The 16,778-nt window shown below is 30.5% G+C and carries 18 protein-coding genes and 1 tRNA gene; 12 read left to right on the top strand and 7 right to left on the bottom strand.

What is annotated here, in order from left to right:
* Nucleotides 1–93 precede the first annotated feature (93 nt).
* Complete coding sequence (locus tag GQS57_RS15915) at nucleotides 94–1,152, bottom strand: branched-chain amino acid aminotransferase (protein ID WP_165733850.1); 1,059 nt, start codon at nucleotides 1,150–1,152, stop codon at nucleotides 94–96.
* 120 nt (nucleotides 1,153–1,272) lie between these two features.
* On the opposite strand from GQS57_RS15915, the gene GQS57_RS15910 reads away from it, so the two are divergent.
* The 3 genes from GQS57_RS15910 to GQS57_RS19160 are packed head-to-tail and all read left to right on the top strand — an operon-like array spanning nucleotide 1,273 to nucleotide 2,630.
* Nucleotides 1,273–1,779, top strand: coding sequence for a DUF4920 domain-containing protein (locus GQS57_RS15910; RefSeq protein WP_165733849.1), 507 nt, complete (start codon nucleotides 1,273–1,275; stop codon nucleotides 1,777–1,779).
* Between the two features lie 35 nt (nucleotides 1,780–1,814).
* Nucleotides 1,815–2,486 (top strand): tRNA (5-methylaminomethyl-2-thiouridine)(34)-methyltransferase MnmD, encoded by a 672-nt coding sequence (mnmD, locus tag GQS57_RS15905; RefSeq protein ID WP_165733848.1) that lies wholly within the window; start codon nucleotides 1,815–1,817, stop codon nucleotides 2,484–2,486.
* 12 nt (nucleotides 2,487–2,498) lie between these two features.
* Entirely contained in the window at nucleotides 2,499–2,630 is a 132-nt protein-coding gene (locus GQS57_RS19160) for a hypothetical protein (RefSeq protein WP_262887634.1), read from the top strand.
* A 161-nt stretch (nucleotides 2,631–2,791) separates the two neighbouring features.
* Here the strand turns inward: GQS57_RS19160 and GQS57_RS15900 are convergent, their stop codons facing one another.
* The gene (locus GQS57_RS15900; protein WP_165733847.1) at nucleotides 2,792–3,919 is read right to left on the bottom strand and encodes a glycosyltransferase; all 1,128 of its coding nucleotides are present in this window, start codon (nucleotides 3,917–3,919) and stop codon (nucleotides 2,792–2,794) included.
* Nucleotides 3,916–4,833 carry a hypothetical protein gene (locus tag GQS57_RS15895; RefSeq protein ID WP_240915499.1) on the bottom strand — a complete coding sequence of 306 codons (918 nt, stop codon included), beginning with the start codon at nucleotides 4,831–4,833 and terminating at the stop codon, nucleotides 3,916–3,918. Before GQS57_RS15895 ends, GQS57_RS15900 begins: the two co-directional genes overlap by 4 nt.
* 106 nt (nucleotides 4,834–4,939) lie before the next feature.
* On the opposite strand from GQS57_RS15895, the gene ruvC reads away from it, so the two are divergent.
* From ruvC to GQS57_RS15880, 3 genes are all read left to right on the top strand, one after another.
* Nucleotides 4,940–5,494, top strand: a complete 555-nt coding sequence (ruvC, locus tag GQS57_RS15890; RefSeq protein WP_165733845.1) for a crossover junction endodeoxyribonuclease RuvC — start codon at nucleotides 4,940–4,942, stop codon at nucleotides 5,492–5,494.
* Between the two features lie 90 nt (nucleotides 5,495–5,584).
* Nucleotides 5,585–6,766, top strand: a complete 1,182-nt coding sequence (gene hemW / locus GQS57_RS15885) for a radical SAM family heme chaperone HemW (protein WP_165733855.1) — start codon at nucleotides 5,585–5,587, stop codon at nucleotides 6,764–6,766.
* Nucleotides 6,767–6,874: 108 nt separating this feature from the next.
* The gene (locus tag GQS57_RS15880; protein WP_165733844.1) at nucleotides 6,875–7,624 is read left to right on the top strand and encodes a cyclase family protein; all 750 of its coding nucleotides are present in this window, start codon (nucleotides 6,875–6,877) and stop codon (nucleotides 7,622–7,624) included.
* A 129-nt stretch (nucleotides 7,625–7,753) separates the two neighbouring features.
* Here GQS57_RS15880 and GQS57_RS15875 read toward each other — a convergent pair whose 3' ends face one another.
* Nucleotides 7,754–8,737: a magnesium and cobalt transport protein CorA gene (locus GQS57_RS15875; RefSeq protein WP_165733843.1), complete on the bottom strand. Its 984-nt coding sequence runs from the start codon at nucleotides 8,735–8,737 to the stop codon at nucleotides 7,754–7,756.
* Between the two features lie 75 nt (nucleotides 8,738–8,812).
* On the opposite strand from GQS57_RS15875, the gene GQS57_RS15870 reads away from it, so the two are divergent.
* The 5 genes from GQS57_RS15870 to GQS57_RS15850 all read left to right on the top strand — a co-directional run bounded on the left by GQS57_RS15870 (nucleotide 8,813) and on the right by GQS57_RS15850 (nucleotide 12,659).
* Nucleotides 8,813–9,181 carry an MmcQ/YjbR family DNA-binding protein gene (locus GQS57_RS15870; RefSeq protein ID WP_165733842.1) on the top strand — a complete coding sequence of 123 codons (369 nt, stop codon included), beginning with the start codon at nucleotides 8,813–8,815 and terminating at the stop codon, nucleotides 9,179–9,181.
* A gap of 12 nt (nucleotides 9,182–9,193) precedes the next feature.
* The gene (locus GQS57_RS15865; protein WP_205860282.1) at nucleotides 9,194–9,448 is read left to right on the top strand and encodes a DUF3781 domain-containing protein; all 255 of its coding nucleotides are present in this window, start codon (nucleotides 9,194–9,196) and stop codon (nucleotides 9,446–9,448) included.
* 21 nt (nucleotides 9,449–9,469) lie between these two features.
* Nucleotides 9,470–10,018 carry a 5-formyltetrahydrofolate cyclo-ligase gene (locus tag GQS57_RS15860; protein WP_165733840.1) on the top strand — a complete coding sequence of 183 codons (549 nt, stop codon included), beginning with the start codon at nucleotides 9,470–9,472 and terminating at the stop codon, nucleotides 10,016–10,018.
* A gap of 52 nt (nucleotides 10,019–10,070) precedes the next feature.
* Nucleotides 10,071–11,693 carry an adenine deaminase gene (ade, locus tag GQS57_RS15855; protein WP_165733839.1) on the top strand — a complete coding sequence of 541 codons (1,623 nt, stop codon included), beginning with the start codon at nucleotides 10,071–10,073 and terminating at the stop codon, nucleotides 11,691–11,693.
* Nucleotides 11,694–12,062: 369 nt separating this feature from the next.
* Nucleotides 12,063–12,659, top strand: coding sequence for an alkylphosphonate utilization protein (locus tag GQS57_RS15850; RefSeq protein ID WP_165733838.1), 597 nt, complete (start codon nucleotides 12,063–12,065; stop codon nucleotides 12,657–12,659).
* A 304-nt stretch (nucleotides 12,660–12,963) separates the two neighbouring features.
* Here GQS57_RS15850 and GQS57_RS15845 read toward each other — a convergent pair whose 3' ends face one another.
* The 3 genes from GQS57_RS15845 to GQS57_RS15835 all read right to left on the bottom strand — a co-directional run bounded on the left by GQS57_RS15845 (nucleotide 12,964) and on the right by GQS57_RS15835 (nucleotide 16,549).
* Entirely contained in the window at nucleotides 12,964–14,457 is a 1,494-nt protein-coding gene (locus GQS57_RS15845) for a M56 family metallopeptidase (protein ID WP_165733837.1), read from the bottom strand.
* Complete coding sequence (locus GQS57_RS15840; protein ID WP_165733836.1) at nucleotides 14,454–14,825, bottom strand: BlaI/MecI/CopY family transcriptional regulator; 372 nt, start codon at nucleotides 14,823–14,825, stop codon at nucleotides 14,454–14,456. Before GQS57_RS15840 ends, GQS57_RS15845 begins: the two co-directional genes overlap by 4 nt.
* 335 nt (nucleotides 14,826–15,160) lie before the next feature.
* Nucleotides 15,161–16,549: a dipeptidase gene (locus tag GQS57_RS15835; RefSeq protein ID WP_165733835.1), complete on the bottom strand. Its 1,389-nt coding sequence runs from the start codon at nucleotides 16,547–16,549 to the stop codon at nucleotides 15,161–15,163.
* Between the two features lie 105 nt (nucleotides 16,550–16,654).
* On the opposite strand from GQS57_RS15835, the gene GQS57_RS15830 reads away from it, so the two are divergent.
* A tRNA-Leu gene (locus GQS57_RS15830) sits at nucleotides 16,655–16,736 on the top strand.
* Nucleotides 16,737–16,778: the final 42 nt, after the last annotated feature.

Below are 16,778 nucleotides of genomic sequence, written 5' to 3'. Positions count from 1 at the left end.
GACCTTCAAAATTATCCATATATCAATGTTTTAAAGCTATAAGATACGGAAACTAAATGACTAACTCAATAATATATTTTAACTGTAAATTGTTTACTTAATAATTACTCTCCATCCGTAAGGGTCTTCGGCTTGGTTTGTTTGTATATCAGTAATTGCTTTCTTTAGAATTCCTGCAAAAGGAGTTTCTAATTCAGGTAAATCATAATCAGAACCTTGGTATCCAAAACCTGCAATAGGAGAAATTACTGCAGCAGTTCCTGCTCCAAACATTTCTTTTAAACTACCGCTTTGTGCAGCAGCAATTACTTCAGAAACTGTAATTTTTCTAACTTCTACATCAATATTCATATCCTCTGCAATCTGAATAACACTTTTACGTGTAATTCCGTCTAAGATTCTATCACTTGTAGGACTTGTAATTAAGGTGTCATTAATTCTAATGAAAATATTCATTGCACCAGCTTCCTCAATATATTCGTGGGTATTATCATCCGTCCAAATAACTTGATTGTATCCTTTGTCTATTGCTAATTGTGTAGGGTAAAACTGAGCAGCATAATTACCACCAGCTTTCGCAAAACCAACACCACCATTTGCAGCACGAGCATATTTTTCTTCAATTAAAACTTTTACTTTACCAGAAAAATACGCGCCAGAAGGAGCTGTACAAATTATAAATTTATAAGCATCTGCCGGAGAAGCGTGAAATCCTATTCCAGAAGCAAACATAAAAGGTCTAATATATAAAGAGCTTCCTTCGTTTGTAGGAATCCATTTATTATCAACTTCTAATAACTTCTTTAAACCTTCCATAAATACATCTTCAGGGACTGCTGGAATAACCAAACGTTCTGCAGATTTATTTAAACGTTTCCAGTTTTCTAAAGGTCTAAATAACATGGTATTATCATCTGCATCTTTGTAGGCTTTCATACCTTCAAAAATAGATTGTCCGTAGTGGAAAATCTTTGCAGCTGGGTCTAATGAGATAGGTGCATAAGGTTTAATAACAGGTGTTTGCCACTCGCCATCTATAAAATCACACTCTAACATGTGGTCAGAATATACACTACCAAATGGTAGATTGTTAAAATCTACAGAATCGATCTTCGATTTTTCTATACGTTGAATTTCTATATCAGATTTCATTCTTTTTGATTGAATTATTGGACAAATGTACATAAAATATTCATCGGTCGATATAACTAATCATTGCTTTTACTCATTAAAATATGTACTTTTGTTCGATACTCACTAAATTTAGAAAATATGAAATATGTAATATCCTTTTGTTTGGTTATTTTATTTGGTTTTACGGCATGTAAAGAAGGCAAGAAAGCAACCAATGAAACATCAGAACCAAAACAAGAAGTGGTTTATGAATCTTTCGGAGAAAAAATTGAATTAGATAATGCAATTACTTCAGAAGAGTTATTAGCTGAATTTAAAACCATGAAAACAGGTGATACTATTAATGTAAAATTTGCATCTAGTGTAAAAGAAGTTTGTTCTAAAAAAGGATGTTGGATGAAGTTGCCTTTAAGCGAAGAAACAGAAACGATGGTTCATTTTAAAGACTATGGTTTTTTTATGCCTTTAGATTCTCAAGGAAAAGAAGTGGTATTAAATGGTAAAGCGTTTGTACAAGAAACATCTGTAGAAGAATTGCAACATTATGCAGAAGATGCAGGGAAAACCAAAGAAGAAATAGCACAAATTACCGAGCCTAAAAAAGAATTTACTTTTGAGGCGGATGGTGTTTTAATGAGAAGATAAAAATTTAGTTATAATAAGTAATAAGTCTACATATTTTGAAAAGAGAAATTCTAATAACTTCTGATGGTTCTACAACCATTAATTTACCTGATTTAAATGAACAATATCATTCTAAAAATGGTTCCATTAACGAGTCTTACCATGTTTTTATTAATAGCGGATTAAAGTTAGTTGCGGCAGAAGAAGTATCTATTTTAGAGATTGGTTTTGGTACAGGTTTAAACTGTTTTATTACTTATTTAGAAGCAAAAAGAAATATAAACTATGTTGGTGTAGAAGCATATCCTGTTACTGCAGAAGAAGTAGAGAATATGAATTTTATTTCTGTTTTAAAGGCAGAAAAAGAAAGTGCTTTGTTTGATAAAATGCACGCTGTTTCTTGGGAAGAAAAGCATCAGATTTCTGACCGTTTTTCGTTAACAAAAAGAAAACAATTTTTTGAAGATATCGAAGATAAAGATGCGTTTAATTTAATTTATTTCGATGCTTTTGGTGCTCGTGTTCAACCTCAGTTATGGACGGTAGAAATTTTCCGTAAAATGTTTGATGCACTAAAAGAAAACGGAATTTTAGTAACTTATTCGGCAAAAGGAAGCGTTAGAAGAGCTATGCAAGAAGTTGGTTTAACAGTAGAGCGTTTGCCTGGACCTCCAGGAAAAAGGGAAATGTTAAGAGCAACTAAAATAACTACAAAAACGAACGAGTAAAAAAATATTAAGATGGAATTCAAAAGAAAATTTGGAAGACAGAAGCAATCAAAACCTACAAAAGGACTTTTTTTAATTGCTGTTTTAGCTTTCGTTTTAATTCTTTGGTTTAAAGCCGAAGATATTATGAAAGCTTTATTTTAAAAGTTTTTTTAGAAGCTATTTCCTGTTAGGAGTTTATCTAGAGCGAAGTCGAAAGACACTCGCTTTTTTTATCCTGAAAAAGGATAAAAAAGAGCTCAGACAATTGCTGCAATCAGGGCTAAACTTGTTTGCAATAAGTATTCATTTACCTAAAGTAGAAGTTACTTTTTAAAACGTCTTCCTTTCCATTTGTATTTAAAAAAGAGCGATTTAAAAATAACGAGAAGGCTAAAAAAAGGATACAAGAAGCTTGCAAAAAGATACCATTTATAAAAGTGTTTTTCCTGTTTAAAAAACTGAATTGTAGGCAAGAATAAAAACAAATCAATAATTACTTTTAAGACAAAAGGAATAAAAAGCATTTTTAAGCTTCCAAGCAATAAATAGTAAACAACAACAAAGTTGGTGAGCAAAACTAATAAGCCAATTAACTTTACCTTTAAAGAACTAAAATTACCAGTTTTTGCAGCCCAACGTGTTCTTTGGTTTACTAAATCACTCCACGTTTTTACGGGAAATGTAGTAACAATAGCTTCTTCTGATTTTAAATAAAAAACACTTTTTTTATCAGCAATTATAAATTTTTCAAACAGAAAAACATCATCTCCACTGGCAATATTGTTGTTGCCTTCAAAACCGTTTAGTTGTAGAAAAGCATCTTTTTTATAAGCAAAGTTTGCGCCATTACATAAAAAAGGGAAATCCATTCCAAAACTACCAATAGTAGTTCCTTGCATGCTCATAAAATCTAATAATTGAAACTGTTCTAAAAAGTTGTTTTCAGCTTTGTAGTTTACAGGAGCAACTACCATTTTTGCATTATTATTCTGAATAAAACTATCTAAGCTTTTTAACCAATTTTCAGGTAAAATACAATCTGCATCTGAAGTAACAATCCAATTGTTTTTTGCCTCAGAAATAGCTGTTGTAATGGCGTCTTTTTTTGGTGATTTTGAGGTTCTTATGTTTTTTATGACGCAAAACCTCAAAGGTTTTAAAAATCTTTGAGGTTTATTTATAAACTTGTTAATAATTTCAACAGAACCATCCGTGGAGGCATCGTCAACCAAAATAAATTCTACCAATTCTTTTGGGTAATTTAACTCAGCAATAGATTTCAATAAAATAGGTAATTTTTCAGCTTCATTTCTAAAAGGAATAATTACAGAAAATGAGGTTTTATGGTGTTTTGCTACTCCTTTAAATTCTTTCACTTTTTTAAAGCCAATTGTTAGCCAAACAATTAGAGTAGCGTAAAAAGTAAATATAAAAATGAGTAACCAAATCATTTTGTAAAATTAGGCTTAAAAGTTAACACAAAATAACTACCAATAATTGCAGGTAATACAAAATTTAAAATCCACATTAAAGTGGTTGTAGATAGAATGATAAGAGTTTCTATGTTGAAAAACGAAAACACCCAAATAGCAACTGAACCTTTTAAAACCACATCAAATAATGATAACATTGGTATTGTAGAAGCAATTAAGTAGATAGAGGTGATTCCTGAAATTGCATCAACATAAGAAATATCAACGTTAAAAATGAGCAATAAAAAGTAAAACTGATGCGAGAAAACCAAGAATCTAAACATTGATAAAACAGCAACTTTTATATTTAGCGCTAAAGGTATGTTTTGTATAAAATTCCTTACTTTTTCAAAAGTAAAACCTTTAAAATTAAGTTTTTTAATCAGAAAAAATAAGACAAGAATTAGAATAAACAATAAAAGTAAAACTTTTAAAATTTGATATAGATCAACATCAATTTTATGACTTAGAACAAAATAAGAGAAACCGAAACTTCCAAAAAGTAAGGTCATAAGCATTTGATAAAAGTTTCCCACTAAATTTAAACCTAAAATTTGTTTTCTATATTTCTTTTCAAAATACAGTGCTTTTGCGCCGTATTCTCCAATTCTGTTGGGTGTAATTAAAGAAGTTGTTAATGAGGCTAAGGATTGCTTTGTGGCCTCAATAAAAGAGATTTGTTTTACAAAACCGACAAGAGATTTCCATTTTAAAACTTCTAAAAACCAATTTAAAAAAGTAAAAAGAGATAGAAAAAATATGTTTTTGATGGAAAAAACATCATTTTCTATTAATTTTTTATAAAATACAGTAAATTTTAGCTGCTCGTTATCAATTAGTTTTGTGTAAATAAAATATCCGCAGCCAATTACAATCGATAGTTTTATTATCAACCAAAAGAATTGTTTAGATTTGTATGAAAGCGAATTATACATGGTTTGCAAAGTAACAAATAATCATCTGTAAGTTTGGTGATAAAAACAAAAACAATCTACCACTTTGGCGATAGAAAAAATTATTTTAGGCATTGACCCTGGAACCACAATTATGGGTTTTGGGGTGATAAAAATTGTTGGTAAAAAGATGGAATTTATTCAAATGAATGAATTAATCCTCAAAAAATACGACGACCATTACCTGAAATTAAAACTTATTTTTGAACGTACAATTGAGTTAATTGATACGTATCATCCAGATGAAATTGCAATTGAAGCTCCGTTTTTTGGTAAGAATGTACAATCGATGTTAAAGTTAGGTAGAGCACAAGGTGTTGCAATGGCAGCAGGTTTATCTCGTGAAATTCCGATTACAGAATATTTGCCAAAGAAAATCAAAATGGCAGTTACCGGAAGTGGAAGCGCTAGTAAAGAACAAGTTGCTTTGATGTTAAAATCACTTTTAAACTTAAAAACTTTGCCTAAAAACCTAGATGCAACAGATGGTTTAGCAGCTGCAGTTTGTCATTTCTACAATTCAAGAAAAGTAGTTGGTGGAAAGAATTATACAGGTTGGGCGAGTTTTGTAAAACAGAATGAGAAACGCGTTAAGAAATAATGTTTAGTTTTCAGTACTAGTTGCAGTTTTCAAAGTAAAAAATTAGTTTTACAATCGGTTTTAGTGAAAAATACAGAAATAGAAAATTTTATGAATAAAGAACATTTTCACAACAGTGAGAATCCCTCCCCTTCGGGGAGGTTAGGAGGGGCTATATACATTCACATTCCATTCTGTAAACAAGCATGTTTTTACTGCGATTTTCATTTTTCTACTTCGATGAAGAAAAAAGAAGATATGATTTTATCACTTGTAAAAGAGATAGAGATTAGAAAAGACGAATTGCAAAACACGACTATAGAATCTATTTATTTTGGAGGTGGAACACCATCTGTTTTAACTGTTGATGAAATTCAAGTATTGATTGATGCTGTTTATAAAAATCATACAGTAATTGAGAATCCAGAAATAACGTTAGAGGCAAATCCGGATGATTTATCCGAAGAAAAAATAATAGAATTATCTAAAACACCTATCAATAGATTAAGTATTGGCGTGCAATCGTTTTTTGAGAAAGATTTAAAACTCATGAACCGTGCGCATAATTCAGATGAAGCTAAAAATTGTCTATCTGTGGCGATTCGCCACTTTAGTAATATTTCTGTCGATCTAATTTACGGAATTCCAGATTGTACAAATGAGGAGTGGAGAGATAATATAAAAACAGCACTGAGTTTCGGAATTCCACATATATCTAGTTATGCTTTAACGGTTGAGCCAAAAACAGCATTAGCAACATTAATTAAAAAAGGAAAAATTAAAAATGTAGATGATGAAAAAGCAGAGGAGCAATTCCATATTTTAATTGAAGAATTAAAGAAAGTAGATTTTGTGCATTACGAGTTGTCTAACTTCGGAAAAGAAGGTTTTTTTAGTCAGAATAATTCTTCTTATTGGTTAGGGAAACCCTATTTAGGTATTGGTCCTTCGGCACATTCGTTTAATGGAATCCAACGTAGTTGGAATGTGAGAAATAATGTAAAATATATAAAAGCTATTCAAGAAAATACACTTCCTATAGAAAGAGAAACACTCACAAAAACAGATGGTTATAATGAATATATTATGACAGGTTTAAGAACTATTTGGGGAGTGTCTATAGAAAAAATAGAAAAAGATTTTGGTGATAAATATGTAACGTATTTAGAAAAACAAGCTAAAAAACATTTAGAACAAGAATTATTGATCATTGAAGATCGAGTTTTAAGAACTACGCCAAAAGGAAAGTTTTTATCAGACGGAATTTCTTCAGATTTATTTATGGTCAATTAGTTTTTTATTAATGTTAAATGTTTAGATTACATCTAACATAAAGAAAGAAAACTTATATTTGAGTTTGAAGTAAAAACTAAAAATTACGCAAATAAGGTCGACAAAAATATGAAAGCGGTAATAGAGTACAATTCAAGAAAAATAGAAATAAACGTTTCAGAACCTTTAGATATTTCAATTCCTATTGATATGAATAAAGGGAAAGTTAATGCTTGGGGAATTGATGACCCTAAGATTGAAGTAGAAAAATTTGATGATTATGAAGTAAGTGTTGCAAATGGTGCTGTGGTTAACTTTAATAGCATTAAATTTAATCCGCATTCTCACATAACTCATACAGAATGTGTTGGGCATATTACCAAAGAAGTACACTCTGTGAATCAACATTTAAAATATTTTATTTTTTTAGCAGAAGTAGTTACTATTGCTCCTTTGTTTCATAATGGAGATTTTTTAATTGGAGTGAAGCAATTAAAACATGCTTTACGAAATAAGAAACGTGATGCTATTGTAATTCGTACTTTACCTAATTTAGAGGAAAAAAAGAGTATGAAATACTTTAATACGAATCCAACTTATTTATCTGAAAAAGCTGCAATTTATTTAAAAGAAAAAGGAATAAAACACTTGTTAATTGATTTACCTTCTGTAGATAAGGAGAGAGATGATGGTAAGCTTTTATCTCACAACGCTTTTTGGAATACTGGTGGTGAATTAAGAATGGATGCAACCATTACAGAATTTATATATGTGCCAAATACTATAGAAGACGGTGAGTATTTATTAAACTTAATGATTGCACCTTTTGAAAATGATGCAACGCCAAGTAAGCCTGTTTTGTATAAGATTATAAAGTAGATAACATTTAAAATTATTGGACCCTTCAGGTTTTTAAAATCTGAAGGGTCTTTTTTTTTGCTAAATTGGTTAAAAAGAAAGAATAAGTTAAATTTAGTGCATCATGTTTGTGAATGAGAATCTTATTTCTTAAAACCACTTTTTACGTTTAAAATACCAAACAGAAACTATGGTAACTAATGCCATAACACCCAATAAAATAAAATAACCATATTTAGATTTTAATTCTGGAATGTTTTCAAAGTTCATTCCGTAAATTCCTGCTAAAAAAGTTAATGGTATAAAGATTACTGACAAAATAGTCAGTGTTTTCATTACCTCATTTAAGCGATGTCCTTGAATACTGAAAATTAGGTTTATTTTACTTTCTAATTCTTGCAATTCAAAATCGATATTAGAAATTAGGTTATTGGTTTGTTCTTTTAACTCATTAAAGTATTTTACATTAAAATCTTTAATTTCTATTTTTTCTAATTTTATAATGGTATCTCTTAAACTTAAGGTTGCTTTTTTAAAATTGAATAATTCTTGCTTCCTTTTTTCAACTAAAGAAGTAAACTCTGGAGTTGGCTTTATGTGAGTAGAATTTAGTTTATCTGCGCTTAAATCTGCATTTGCTTCATAGGTGTCTTGGTAGTTATCAATTATAGACTCTAATATTAAATACAGTAAATAGTCTGTTTTTTTCTTTCTAACAATTCCTTTGTTACCTTCTAAACGCTCACGAATCCAGCCAAAATAATCTCCATGTTTTTCTTGAATAGACCATAAAAAGTCTGAAGAAACGATAAAAATCATTTGTTCAGAATCTAATTTCTGACTTTGAGTAATTAAAACTCTGGTGGTTATAAATAGTAAATTATCTAATAAAATTACTTTGTTAGGGTGCTCTTCATCTCCTAATAATTTTATTAAAAAATCGTCTAATTTATTTTGGTTAATTACTTTTTTATAAGCCTCATGAAATCTTATACCGTAAGTATTTAGCCATTTAGTATTCGTTTTGTTTTCTGAAAAAATAATTTCTGAAATTGCGTTATAAGTTGTTTTTTCATAATTCTTTGCAGAATAACTAATTATGGAGGTGTTGTCTAAAAAATCATTTTCAGTCATAAAAAAGTTGTAATTTTGGTTTATAAAGATACTTTTTAAATCTTAATAATAAAGGTTATTTTAATAATTGAGCGGATGCATATAGAACAATTAAGAGATTTTTGCATTTCTAAAAAAGGAGTAACAGAACATTTTCCTTTTGATGATGTTACACTGGTTTTTAAAGTAATGGGTAAAATGTTTTTGCTAACCGGTTTAACTTCTTGGGAGAAAGGAGAAGCTAAAATCAACCTAAAATGCAACCCAGAAAAAGCAATAGAATTAAGAGAAGAATATGAAGGGATTACTGCAGGGTATCACATGAGTAAAAAACATTGGAATACTGTTTTGCTAAATTCTAGTGATGTTTCAGATGCTCTAGCAAAAGAATTTATTAATCATTCTTACGAATTAGTGGTAAGTGGATTAACAAAAAAACTTCAAAAAGAATTAGAAGAATTGTAGCTTTCTAAAATGATGGAAAATAAGAAAAAAGAAATTTTAGAAAAACACTGTTACACCGAATTGGTATATCAACGGATAAATAAAAAGTTAAAAATAGCTTTTTCTAAGGATGAAACTGAGCAATTTATCAGAAAGGTTTTAGAAGAAACAGTTATAGAAAACTATCTTAAAAAAGGAAAGAATTTTTATATTTCTAATAAAGATTATAATGTTAGAATTACTGTAAATTCTAATACTTTTAGAATTATTACGGTAGATAGAATTTAAAATATAGTAATTTTTTCAATAATGAAAAAGCAAGAACTTAGAAAGATTTACAAACAGAAACGAAACGATTTAACTGAAACTCAAATTGAGGAATTTCAAGAAAATATCTACGAACAAATTTACGATTTAGAAATGGTTGGTGTTAAAAATGTACACCTATTTTTATCACTTACAAAGTTTAAAGAAATAGATACACAACCAATTATTAATTACTTCAAAAGCATAAAAAAACGAATTGTGGTTAGTAAATCTGATTTAGAAAACAATACACTTTCTCATTTCTATTTAGAAGAAGATACGGTTTTAGAACAGAATAAATACGGTGTTCCAGAACCTGTAAATGCAGAACAAGTAGATGAAAAAGAACTAGATCTTATTTTTGTTCCGTTGTTAATTTCTGATGAATTAAATTACCGAGTTGGTTACGGAAAAGGATTTTACGATCGTTTTTTATCGAACTGTAAAGTAGAAGCAAAATTTATTGGACTCAATTATTTTAAGCCTATTTATCAAATTGAAGATTCTAACGATTTTGATATTCCGTTACATCAAGTAATCTATCCCAAATAAACTTTAAATCGCCTTTAATTCTTTGTAAATTTGTTTTAGAAACAGAAAGCAAATGATTGTACAAGGAAACATAGTTGATATACAGAATAAAAGAATTTACAAAGGAGAAATTGAGGTTGTAAACGGAAAAATTTTATCTGTAAAAGAAGTAAATCACAACCAAGAAAACTACATTTTACCAGGTTTTATAGATGCACATATTCACATAGAAAGCTCTATGTTGGTGCCTTCTGAATTTGCAAAAATTGCAGTAAAACACGGTACAGTTGCAACGGTTTCCGATCCGCACGAAATTGCCAATGTTTTAGGCGTAAAAGGAGTTGATTTTATGATTGAAAACGGAAAGGAAGTTCCGTTAAAATTCAATTTTGGAGCACCAAGTTGTGTACCAGCAACGTCTTTTGAAAGTGCCGGAGCAATTATAGATGCTGATGATATTAAATTGATGATGGAAAATCCGGATATTAAATATCTAGCAGAAATGATGAATTATCCCGGTGTTTTGTTTGGTGATAAAGAAGTACTAAAAAAGATTCAACATGCAAAAAATAACAATAAACCAGTTGATGGTCACGCTCCAGGTTTAAGAGGCGATGATGCTGCCAAATATATTGCAGCCGGAATTTCTACTGATCACGAATGTTTTTCTTTTGATGAAGCTTTAGAGAAGCTACAAAAAGGAATGAAAGTAATTATTAGAGAAGGTTCTGCGGCAAAAAACTTCGAAGCTTTAATCGATTTATTACCCGAACATTTCGAGAATATGATGTTTTGTTCAGATGATAAACATCCAGACGATTTATTGTTAGGGCATATAAATCAATTATGTGAAAGAGCCGTTGCTAAAGGAGTTGATGTTTTTAAAGTGTTACAAGCAGCTTGTATAAACCCAGTAAAACACTATAATTTAGATGTTGGTTTATTACAAAAAGGAGATGATGCAGATTTTGTTGTGGTCGATAGTTTAGAGAAATTCAATGTTTTAGAAACCTATATAAACGGAGAATTAGTCGCTAAAAATGGCAAATCTTTTGTTAAATCGGTTCCTTTTGAAGTGTTGAATAATTTTAATACGGATAAAAAAGAAGTTACTGATTTTAGATTCGAATCTTCATCAGAAAAAATTAGAGTTATTGAAGCGTTAGACGGAGAATTAGTGACCAATCAAATTGAAGAAGCTTCTTTAATTGTTGATGGGAATTTAGTGTCAAACACTAAAACAGATGTTTTAAAAATGACCGTTGTAAATCGTTATCAAAATGACGTACCTGCAATTGCATTTATTAAAAACTTCGGATTAAAAGAAGGTGCCATTGCAAGTTCTGTTGGGCACGATTCTCATAATATTATTGCAGTTGGTGTATCGGACGAAGCAATTTGTAAAGCAGTAAACTTAATTATCGATAATAGAGGTGGAGTTTGTGCTGTAACTGATACGGAAGAAAAAATAGTTTCGTTACCAGTTGCCGGAATTATGTCTGACAAGCCTGCTGAGGTTATCGGTAAAGCCTATGCAGAACTAGATACAATGGCAAAAGAAATGGGTAGCAAATTACGCGCACCTTATATGAGTTTGTCTTTTATGGCGTTATTGGTAATTCCGGCTTTAAAACTATCTGATAAAGGTTTGTTTGATGGAAGTACTTTTAAATTTACATCATTAGAAATTAAATAACGTTCAATTTTTCTTTTCTGCGATAGGAGAAATCTCATAAAGTTGCTCAGTTTTGGGTTATTACTATTATGCGACTTCTTATTCTTAGAAGTAACAAATCGTTTGGTAAATGAAATACGTTTACAAACAAGTCTAGTCTTGATTGAACCTTTCGACTTCGCTCAAGACATGCTATTTGTTTGAGCTCTTTTTTATTCCTTTTTAGGGTAAAAAAAGCGAGTACCTTTCGACTTTGCTCAAGATAAACTCCACACAGGAAATAGCTTCTCGTTAAAAATTTATCAAATTCTTAATTTTTAACGTACTTCTTTAGGTAATAATTAGCATTTTTCATATAAAAATGTACTTTTGCACAACAAAAAATATATTATGAGTTTACAACAAGATTTAGAAAACAGAAGTGGAAATAAATGCGAATTATGTACATCAACAGCTAATTTATCAGTTTATGATGTAAAGCCAACAATTACTGGTGGCGGTGGAGTAGATGGTAGCGTATTGGCTTGTGAAACTTGTATTACTCAAATAGACAATCCAGAAGAAACAGATGCAAATCACTGGCGTTGTTTAAATGACTCTATGTGGAGTGAATATAGAGGTGTAAAAGTGGTTGCGTGGAGAATGTTGTCTCGTTTAAGAGCAGAAGGTTGGCCACAAGATTTGTTAGACATGATGTATTTAGAAGATGACGATTTACGTTTTGCTAAAGAATCTGGAGATCATTTAGATGATAGCGAAAAGATTATTCACAGAGATGCAAACGGTGCAATTTTAGAGGCCGGAGATTCTGTGGTTTTAATTAAAGATTTAAAAGTAAAAGGATCTAGCATGGTTGCAAAACAAGGAACTGCGGTGCGTAGAATTTCTTTAGATCATGAAAATGCAAAATATATAGAAGGTAAAGTTGGGCCAACGCAAATTGTAATTATTACAGATTACGTGAAGAAAATGGCAGAAAAGGAGTAGTTTTTAGTTCGTTGTCATTTCGAAATGAGCTTTTTTAAGCGATTGAGAAATCTCATAATTAAAAGAGACGCATCTTCATTTTTAGTTTGGAATGGTATTATAAAGGTCTAGTTTTAATTGGGCGTTCCCTTGCGGGTCGCGCTTTACACTATATCTTTTTTTCGTACCTCAAAAAAGGATGCCGTTTCAATCGCTAACGCAATTGTTTGCTAGCTAAAAATAGTTTAAATTTATTTTTTCATTATTTAGAAACATAAAAAAACCTCGAAATTTTCGAGGTTTTTTTATGACTATTTTTTACTGTTTATCCTTTTTTACTAGTTATGTAAATGGTACCAGAACCATCTTTGTTTTTTTCTACATTCACACTTTCTATAGTATCTGGTTTTACTTCTTTCATTTCTTCTTTAGAAATAAGTTTTCCGTCTAAGTAATAGATAGGTTCTTTTTTCTTTTTAATAGAAATACTAGAACTGCCGTTTTCTTTTTTTATAACGTTTACACTTTCTATATTATCAGAGTCTATTTTATTAATTTCTTCTTTGGTTACAACCTTTCCATCCATTATAAAAGTTGGGTCTTTCTTGTTTGTTATTTTAACAGTAGGTTTAGGCGTGTTTGGGGGCGGAGGAATAATTCCGCTACTTACATTTTTTTGTAGGTTTTTATAAGCATCAGGCGTATTGTCTTTAAATTCTGAAACTATTTCGCCGTTATCATACACTTTTGTAATGTATTGTCCTGCTATAATATCGCCTGCATTTACTTGTTGAGAAGAAATTATTTCTCCGTTTTGATCTGTTAATTTTCCTGCTCTATTATAGTATTTGTAATTTTTATCTTTTAAAACATAAAAATACTTTTCTCCTTTTATGGTTTTAAAACCTGTTGTAGGAAAGTTACTTTCTACTGTAATGTTGTGTTTACTTACAGATATTTGTTTCTCTTGTGCTTCAACTCTTTTTGCAAAGAGGAAAATAAATCCGGTTAAAAGCGGAATTACCGCCAGTTTTTTTAACAAGATTTTTGTTTGTGAACTTTGTTTTGTCATCATTTTTAATCTTTTTTTAGTGAGTGAATAATTCAAATTACTGGCCAAGTAATATTCGTTGTTCCAAGCAGCTTTGTTCACTAAAATGTGCTGATATTGGAAAGTGTTATTATGTTGATGAATAACCTTTTGGTCGGCTAAAAATTCGTGATTTAATTGTATTGCTTTTTTTAAGAAGATAAATAATGGGTTTATCCAAAATATAATTTGAAGTAATTCAATTATTAAAACATCTAAGGTGTGTTTTTGCGTTACATGCGTTAGTTCATGTGTAAAAAGTTCTTCTTCAATTTTTCCTTCTGTATAGTCTTTTTTATTGATAAAAATGAAATTCCAGAAAGTGTGAGGTAGTATTTCATCCTTTACCAATACAAGTATTGCTTTTTGATATTTTATAGTTTCGTTTGTTCTTATTTTTTGAATAATCTTTGCAAAGTTTTTTACAAATCGAATTAAAAATAAGATTGAAATCATTAAATAAATACCAATTAATAACTGACTGTAATTAAAACCTTCATGAACTGCTGCTAAAGATGTATTTCCTATAAAAATAGGTGCTCCGCTGGTTTCTAAAGCATTTTTAGCCTGAACTGTAATTGTTGCTAATGGAACCAAGAAAGAAACAATAACACCTGTTAAAAGGTAAAAACGATTAAAGGTGTGCATTTTTTCTTTTTCTAATATAAAATGATAAAAGAAAAGTAATAACGCTAAACAACTAGCCGATTTTAGTAGATAAATGATCATTGTTGTTGCTTTTTAATTTGACCGTCAATTATTCTTTTTAAATCTTCTAATTCTTCTGTAGAAAGGTTGGTTTCTTTTGTAAAGAAAGATGCAAACTGACTAGCAGAATCGTTAAAGAAATTTTTAATCAATCCGTTTACGTGTTTAGAGAAGTAATCTGTTTTTTTAATTATCGGAAAATATTCTCTCGATTTTCCAAACAATTTATAATCGATAAAACCTTTATCAGAAATTCTTTTTAATAAAGTAGCAACCGTTGTAGTTGCTGGTTTTGGTTCTGGAAAATCTTCTAACAATTCTTTTAAAAATGCTTTTTTACGTTTCCATAAATATTGCATTAATTGTTCTTCGGTTTTAGATAATTGCATAATTATTTCTTTTTACTCTACAAACATAGAACAAAAAAATGTATTCTACAAATGTAGAGTTAAAATAATTTTTATGAAGTAGTAAGCCTCAAAGGTTTTAAAAACCTTTGAGGTTTGTGTGTAATAAAAAGGTTTCTAGTTTTGCTTAAAGTAGGCAAGTACATTTACATTAAGGATTGCAGTAGTTGTTTGAGCTCTTTTTTCTTTTTTCAGAAAAAAAGCGAGTACCCTTCAACAAGTTCAGGATAAACTTCAAGCCTGACGCAATTATTTTTTTCAAATAATTGGGGAATGCCCTAAAAAAAATCCGCTCATTGCTGAACGGATTAGTTATTTTATTGATTCATTTCTGTAAAATATTTATAGAAATATGGAATGGTTTCAATCCCTTTTAGGTAATTCCAAACTCCGAAATGTTCGTTTGGCGAGTGAATGGCGTCAGAATCTAACCCGAAGCCCATTAAAATAGTCTTGCTTTTTAAGTGCTGTTCAAATAGGGCAACAATAGGAATACTACCACCGCTTCTTTGAGGAATAGGCGTTTTTCCAAAGCTAGTTTCATAAGCTTTACTTGCAGCTTTATACGCAATATTGTCTATTGGAGTTACATAACCTTGTCCGCCATGATGCGGTTTTACAAGAACTGTTACTGATTTAGGTGCAATGCTTTCGAAATGTTTTTTGAACAATTCTGTAATTTCTTTCCAATCTTGATTTGGTACCAAACGCATAGAAATTTTAGCAAATGCTTTACTTGCAATTACTGTTTTTGCGCCTTCACCAGTATAACCACCCCAAATTCCGTTTACGTCTAAAGTTGGTCTAATTGCGTTGCGCTCGTTGGTAGAATAACCTGCTTCTCCGTGAACATCATCTATTTTTAAGGCATCTTTATATTTCTCTAAAGAAAAAGGTGCTTTTGCCATTTCTGCTCTTTCTTCGGTAGATAATTCTTCTACATTATCGTAAAAATCAGGAATAGTAATATGGTTGTTCTCGTCGTGTAAAGAGGCAATCATTTTGGTTAAAATATTAATAGGATTTGCAACTGCGCCTCCGTATAAACCAGAATGTAAATCTCTATTTGGTCCTGTAACTTCTACTTCTACATAACTTAAACCACGTAAACCTGTTGTAATTGAAGGAATGTCATTCGCAATCATTCCTGTATCTGAAATTAAAATTACGTCATTAGCTAGTTTTTCTGTATTTCTTGGTACAAACCAAGCTAAACTTTCTGAACCAACTTCTTCTTCACCTTCTATCATAAACTTTACGTTACAAGGTAAGTTTCCGGTAGAAGTCATGTATTCTAATGCTTTTACGTGCATATACATTTGTCCTTTATCGTCACAAGCACCTCTTGCAAAAATTGCTCCTTCTGGATGAATTTCTGTGTTTTTAATAACTGGCTCAAATGGAGGAGAGGTCCAAAGTTCTATTGGATCTGCTGGTTGTACATCATAATGACCATAAACTAATACGGTTGGTAAGTTCTTATCGATGATTTTTTCTCCGTAAATAATAGGATACCCTGGAGTCTCGCACATTTCTACGTTGTCGCAACCTGCTTTTTTTAAACTTTCTAAAACAAAATCTGCTGTTAACAAAACGTCTTTTTTATATGCCGAATCTGCACTTACAGAAGGGATTTTAAGGAGTTCTATAAGTTCGTTTAAGAAGCGTTGTTTGTTGTCTTTTATGTAAGATTGAATGGTATTCATAAGATATAATTTTATTTCTTCATCAAAAGTAGAAAAATTATTATGAACTGCTTTGCAGTTTGCAAGGAATGTTTATATTTGCAGCCCAATTAAATTGGAAAAGTTGCAGGCGTGGTGGAATTGGTAGACACGCTAGACTTAGGATCTAGTGCCGCGAGGTGTGAGAGTTCGAGTCTCTCCGCCTGTACAATAAGAGAAAGCTGACTTTTTAAGTCAGCTTTTTTTGTTT

The sequence above is a fragment of the Polaribacter sp. 20A6 genome, from assembly GCF_011378915.1.
Classification (GTDB): Bacteria; Bacteroidota; Bacteroidia; order Flavobacteriales; family Flavobacteriaceae; genus Polaribacter; species Polaribacter sejongensis.
The sequence above is the reverse complement of the archived record's forward strand: the minus strand, read 5'-3'. Positions and strand labels throughout refer to the sequence as shown.

Excerpts from the sequence above, each read along its gene's own strand:
- GQS57_RS15840 (WP_165733836.1), bottom strand. The coding sequence starts at position 14,825 with ATGCAATTATCTAAAACCGAAGAACAATTAATGCAATATTTATGGAAA.
- GQS57_RS15835 (WP_165733835.1), bottom strand. The coding sequence starts at position 16,549 with ATGAATACCATTCAATCTTACATAAAAGACAACAAACAACGCTTCTTA.
- ade (WP_165733839.1), top strand. The coding sequence starts at position 10,071 with ATGATTGTACAAGGAAACATAGTTGATATACAGAATAAAAGAATTTAC.
- GQS57_RS15860 (WP_165733840.1), top strand. The coding sequence starts at position 9,470 with ATGAAAAAGCAAGAACTTAGAAAGATTTACAAACAGAAACGAAACGAT.
- GQS57_RS15900 (WP_165733847.1), bottom strand. The coding sequence starts at position 3,919 with ATGATTTGGTTACTCATTTTTATATTTACTTTTTACGCTACTCTAATT.
- GQS57_RS15910 (WP_165733849.1), top strand. The coding sequence starts at position 1,273 with ATGAAATATGTAATATCCTTTTGTTTGGTTATTTTATTTGGTTTTACG.
- GQS57_RS15915 (WP_165733850.1), bottom strand. The coding sequence starts at position 1,152 with ATGAAATCTGATATAGAAATTCAACGTATAGAAAAATCGAAGATCGAT.
- GQS57_RS15865 (WP_205860282.1), top strand. The coding sequence starts at position 9,194 with ATGGAAAATAAGAAAAAAGAAATTTTAGAAAAACACTGTTACACCGAA.
- GQS57_RS15880 (WP_165733844.1), top strand. The coding sequence starts at position 6,875 with ATGAAAGCGGTAATAGAGTACAATTCAAGAAAAATAGAAATAAACGTT.
- hemW (WP_165733855.1), top strand. The coding sequence starts at position 5,585 with ATGAATAAAGAACATTTTCACAACAGTGAGAATCCCTCCCCTTCGGGG.
- GQS57_RS15845 (WP_165733837.1), bottom strand. The coding sequence starts at position 14,457 with ATGATCATTTATCTACTAAAATCGGCTAGTTGTTTAGCGTTATTACTT.
- GQS57_RS15850 (WP_165733838.1), top strand. The coding sequence starts at position 12,063 with ATGAGTTTACAACAAGATTTAGAAAACAGAAGTGGAAATAAATGCGAA.
- GQS57_RS15870 (WP_165733842.1), top strand. The coding sequence starts at position 8,813 with ATGCATATAGAACAATTAAGAGATTTTTGCATTTCTAAAAAAGGAGTA.
- GQS57_RS19160 (WP_262887634.1), top strand. The coding sequence starts at position 2,499 with ATGGAATTCAAAAGAAAATTTGGAAGACAGAAGCAATCAAAACCTACA.
- GQS57_RS15875 (WP_165733843.1), bottom strand. The coding sequence starts at position 8,737 with ATGACTGAAAATGATTTTTTAGACAACACCTCCATAATTAGTTATTCT.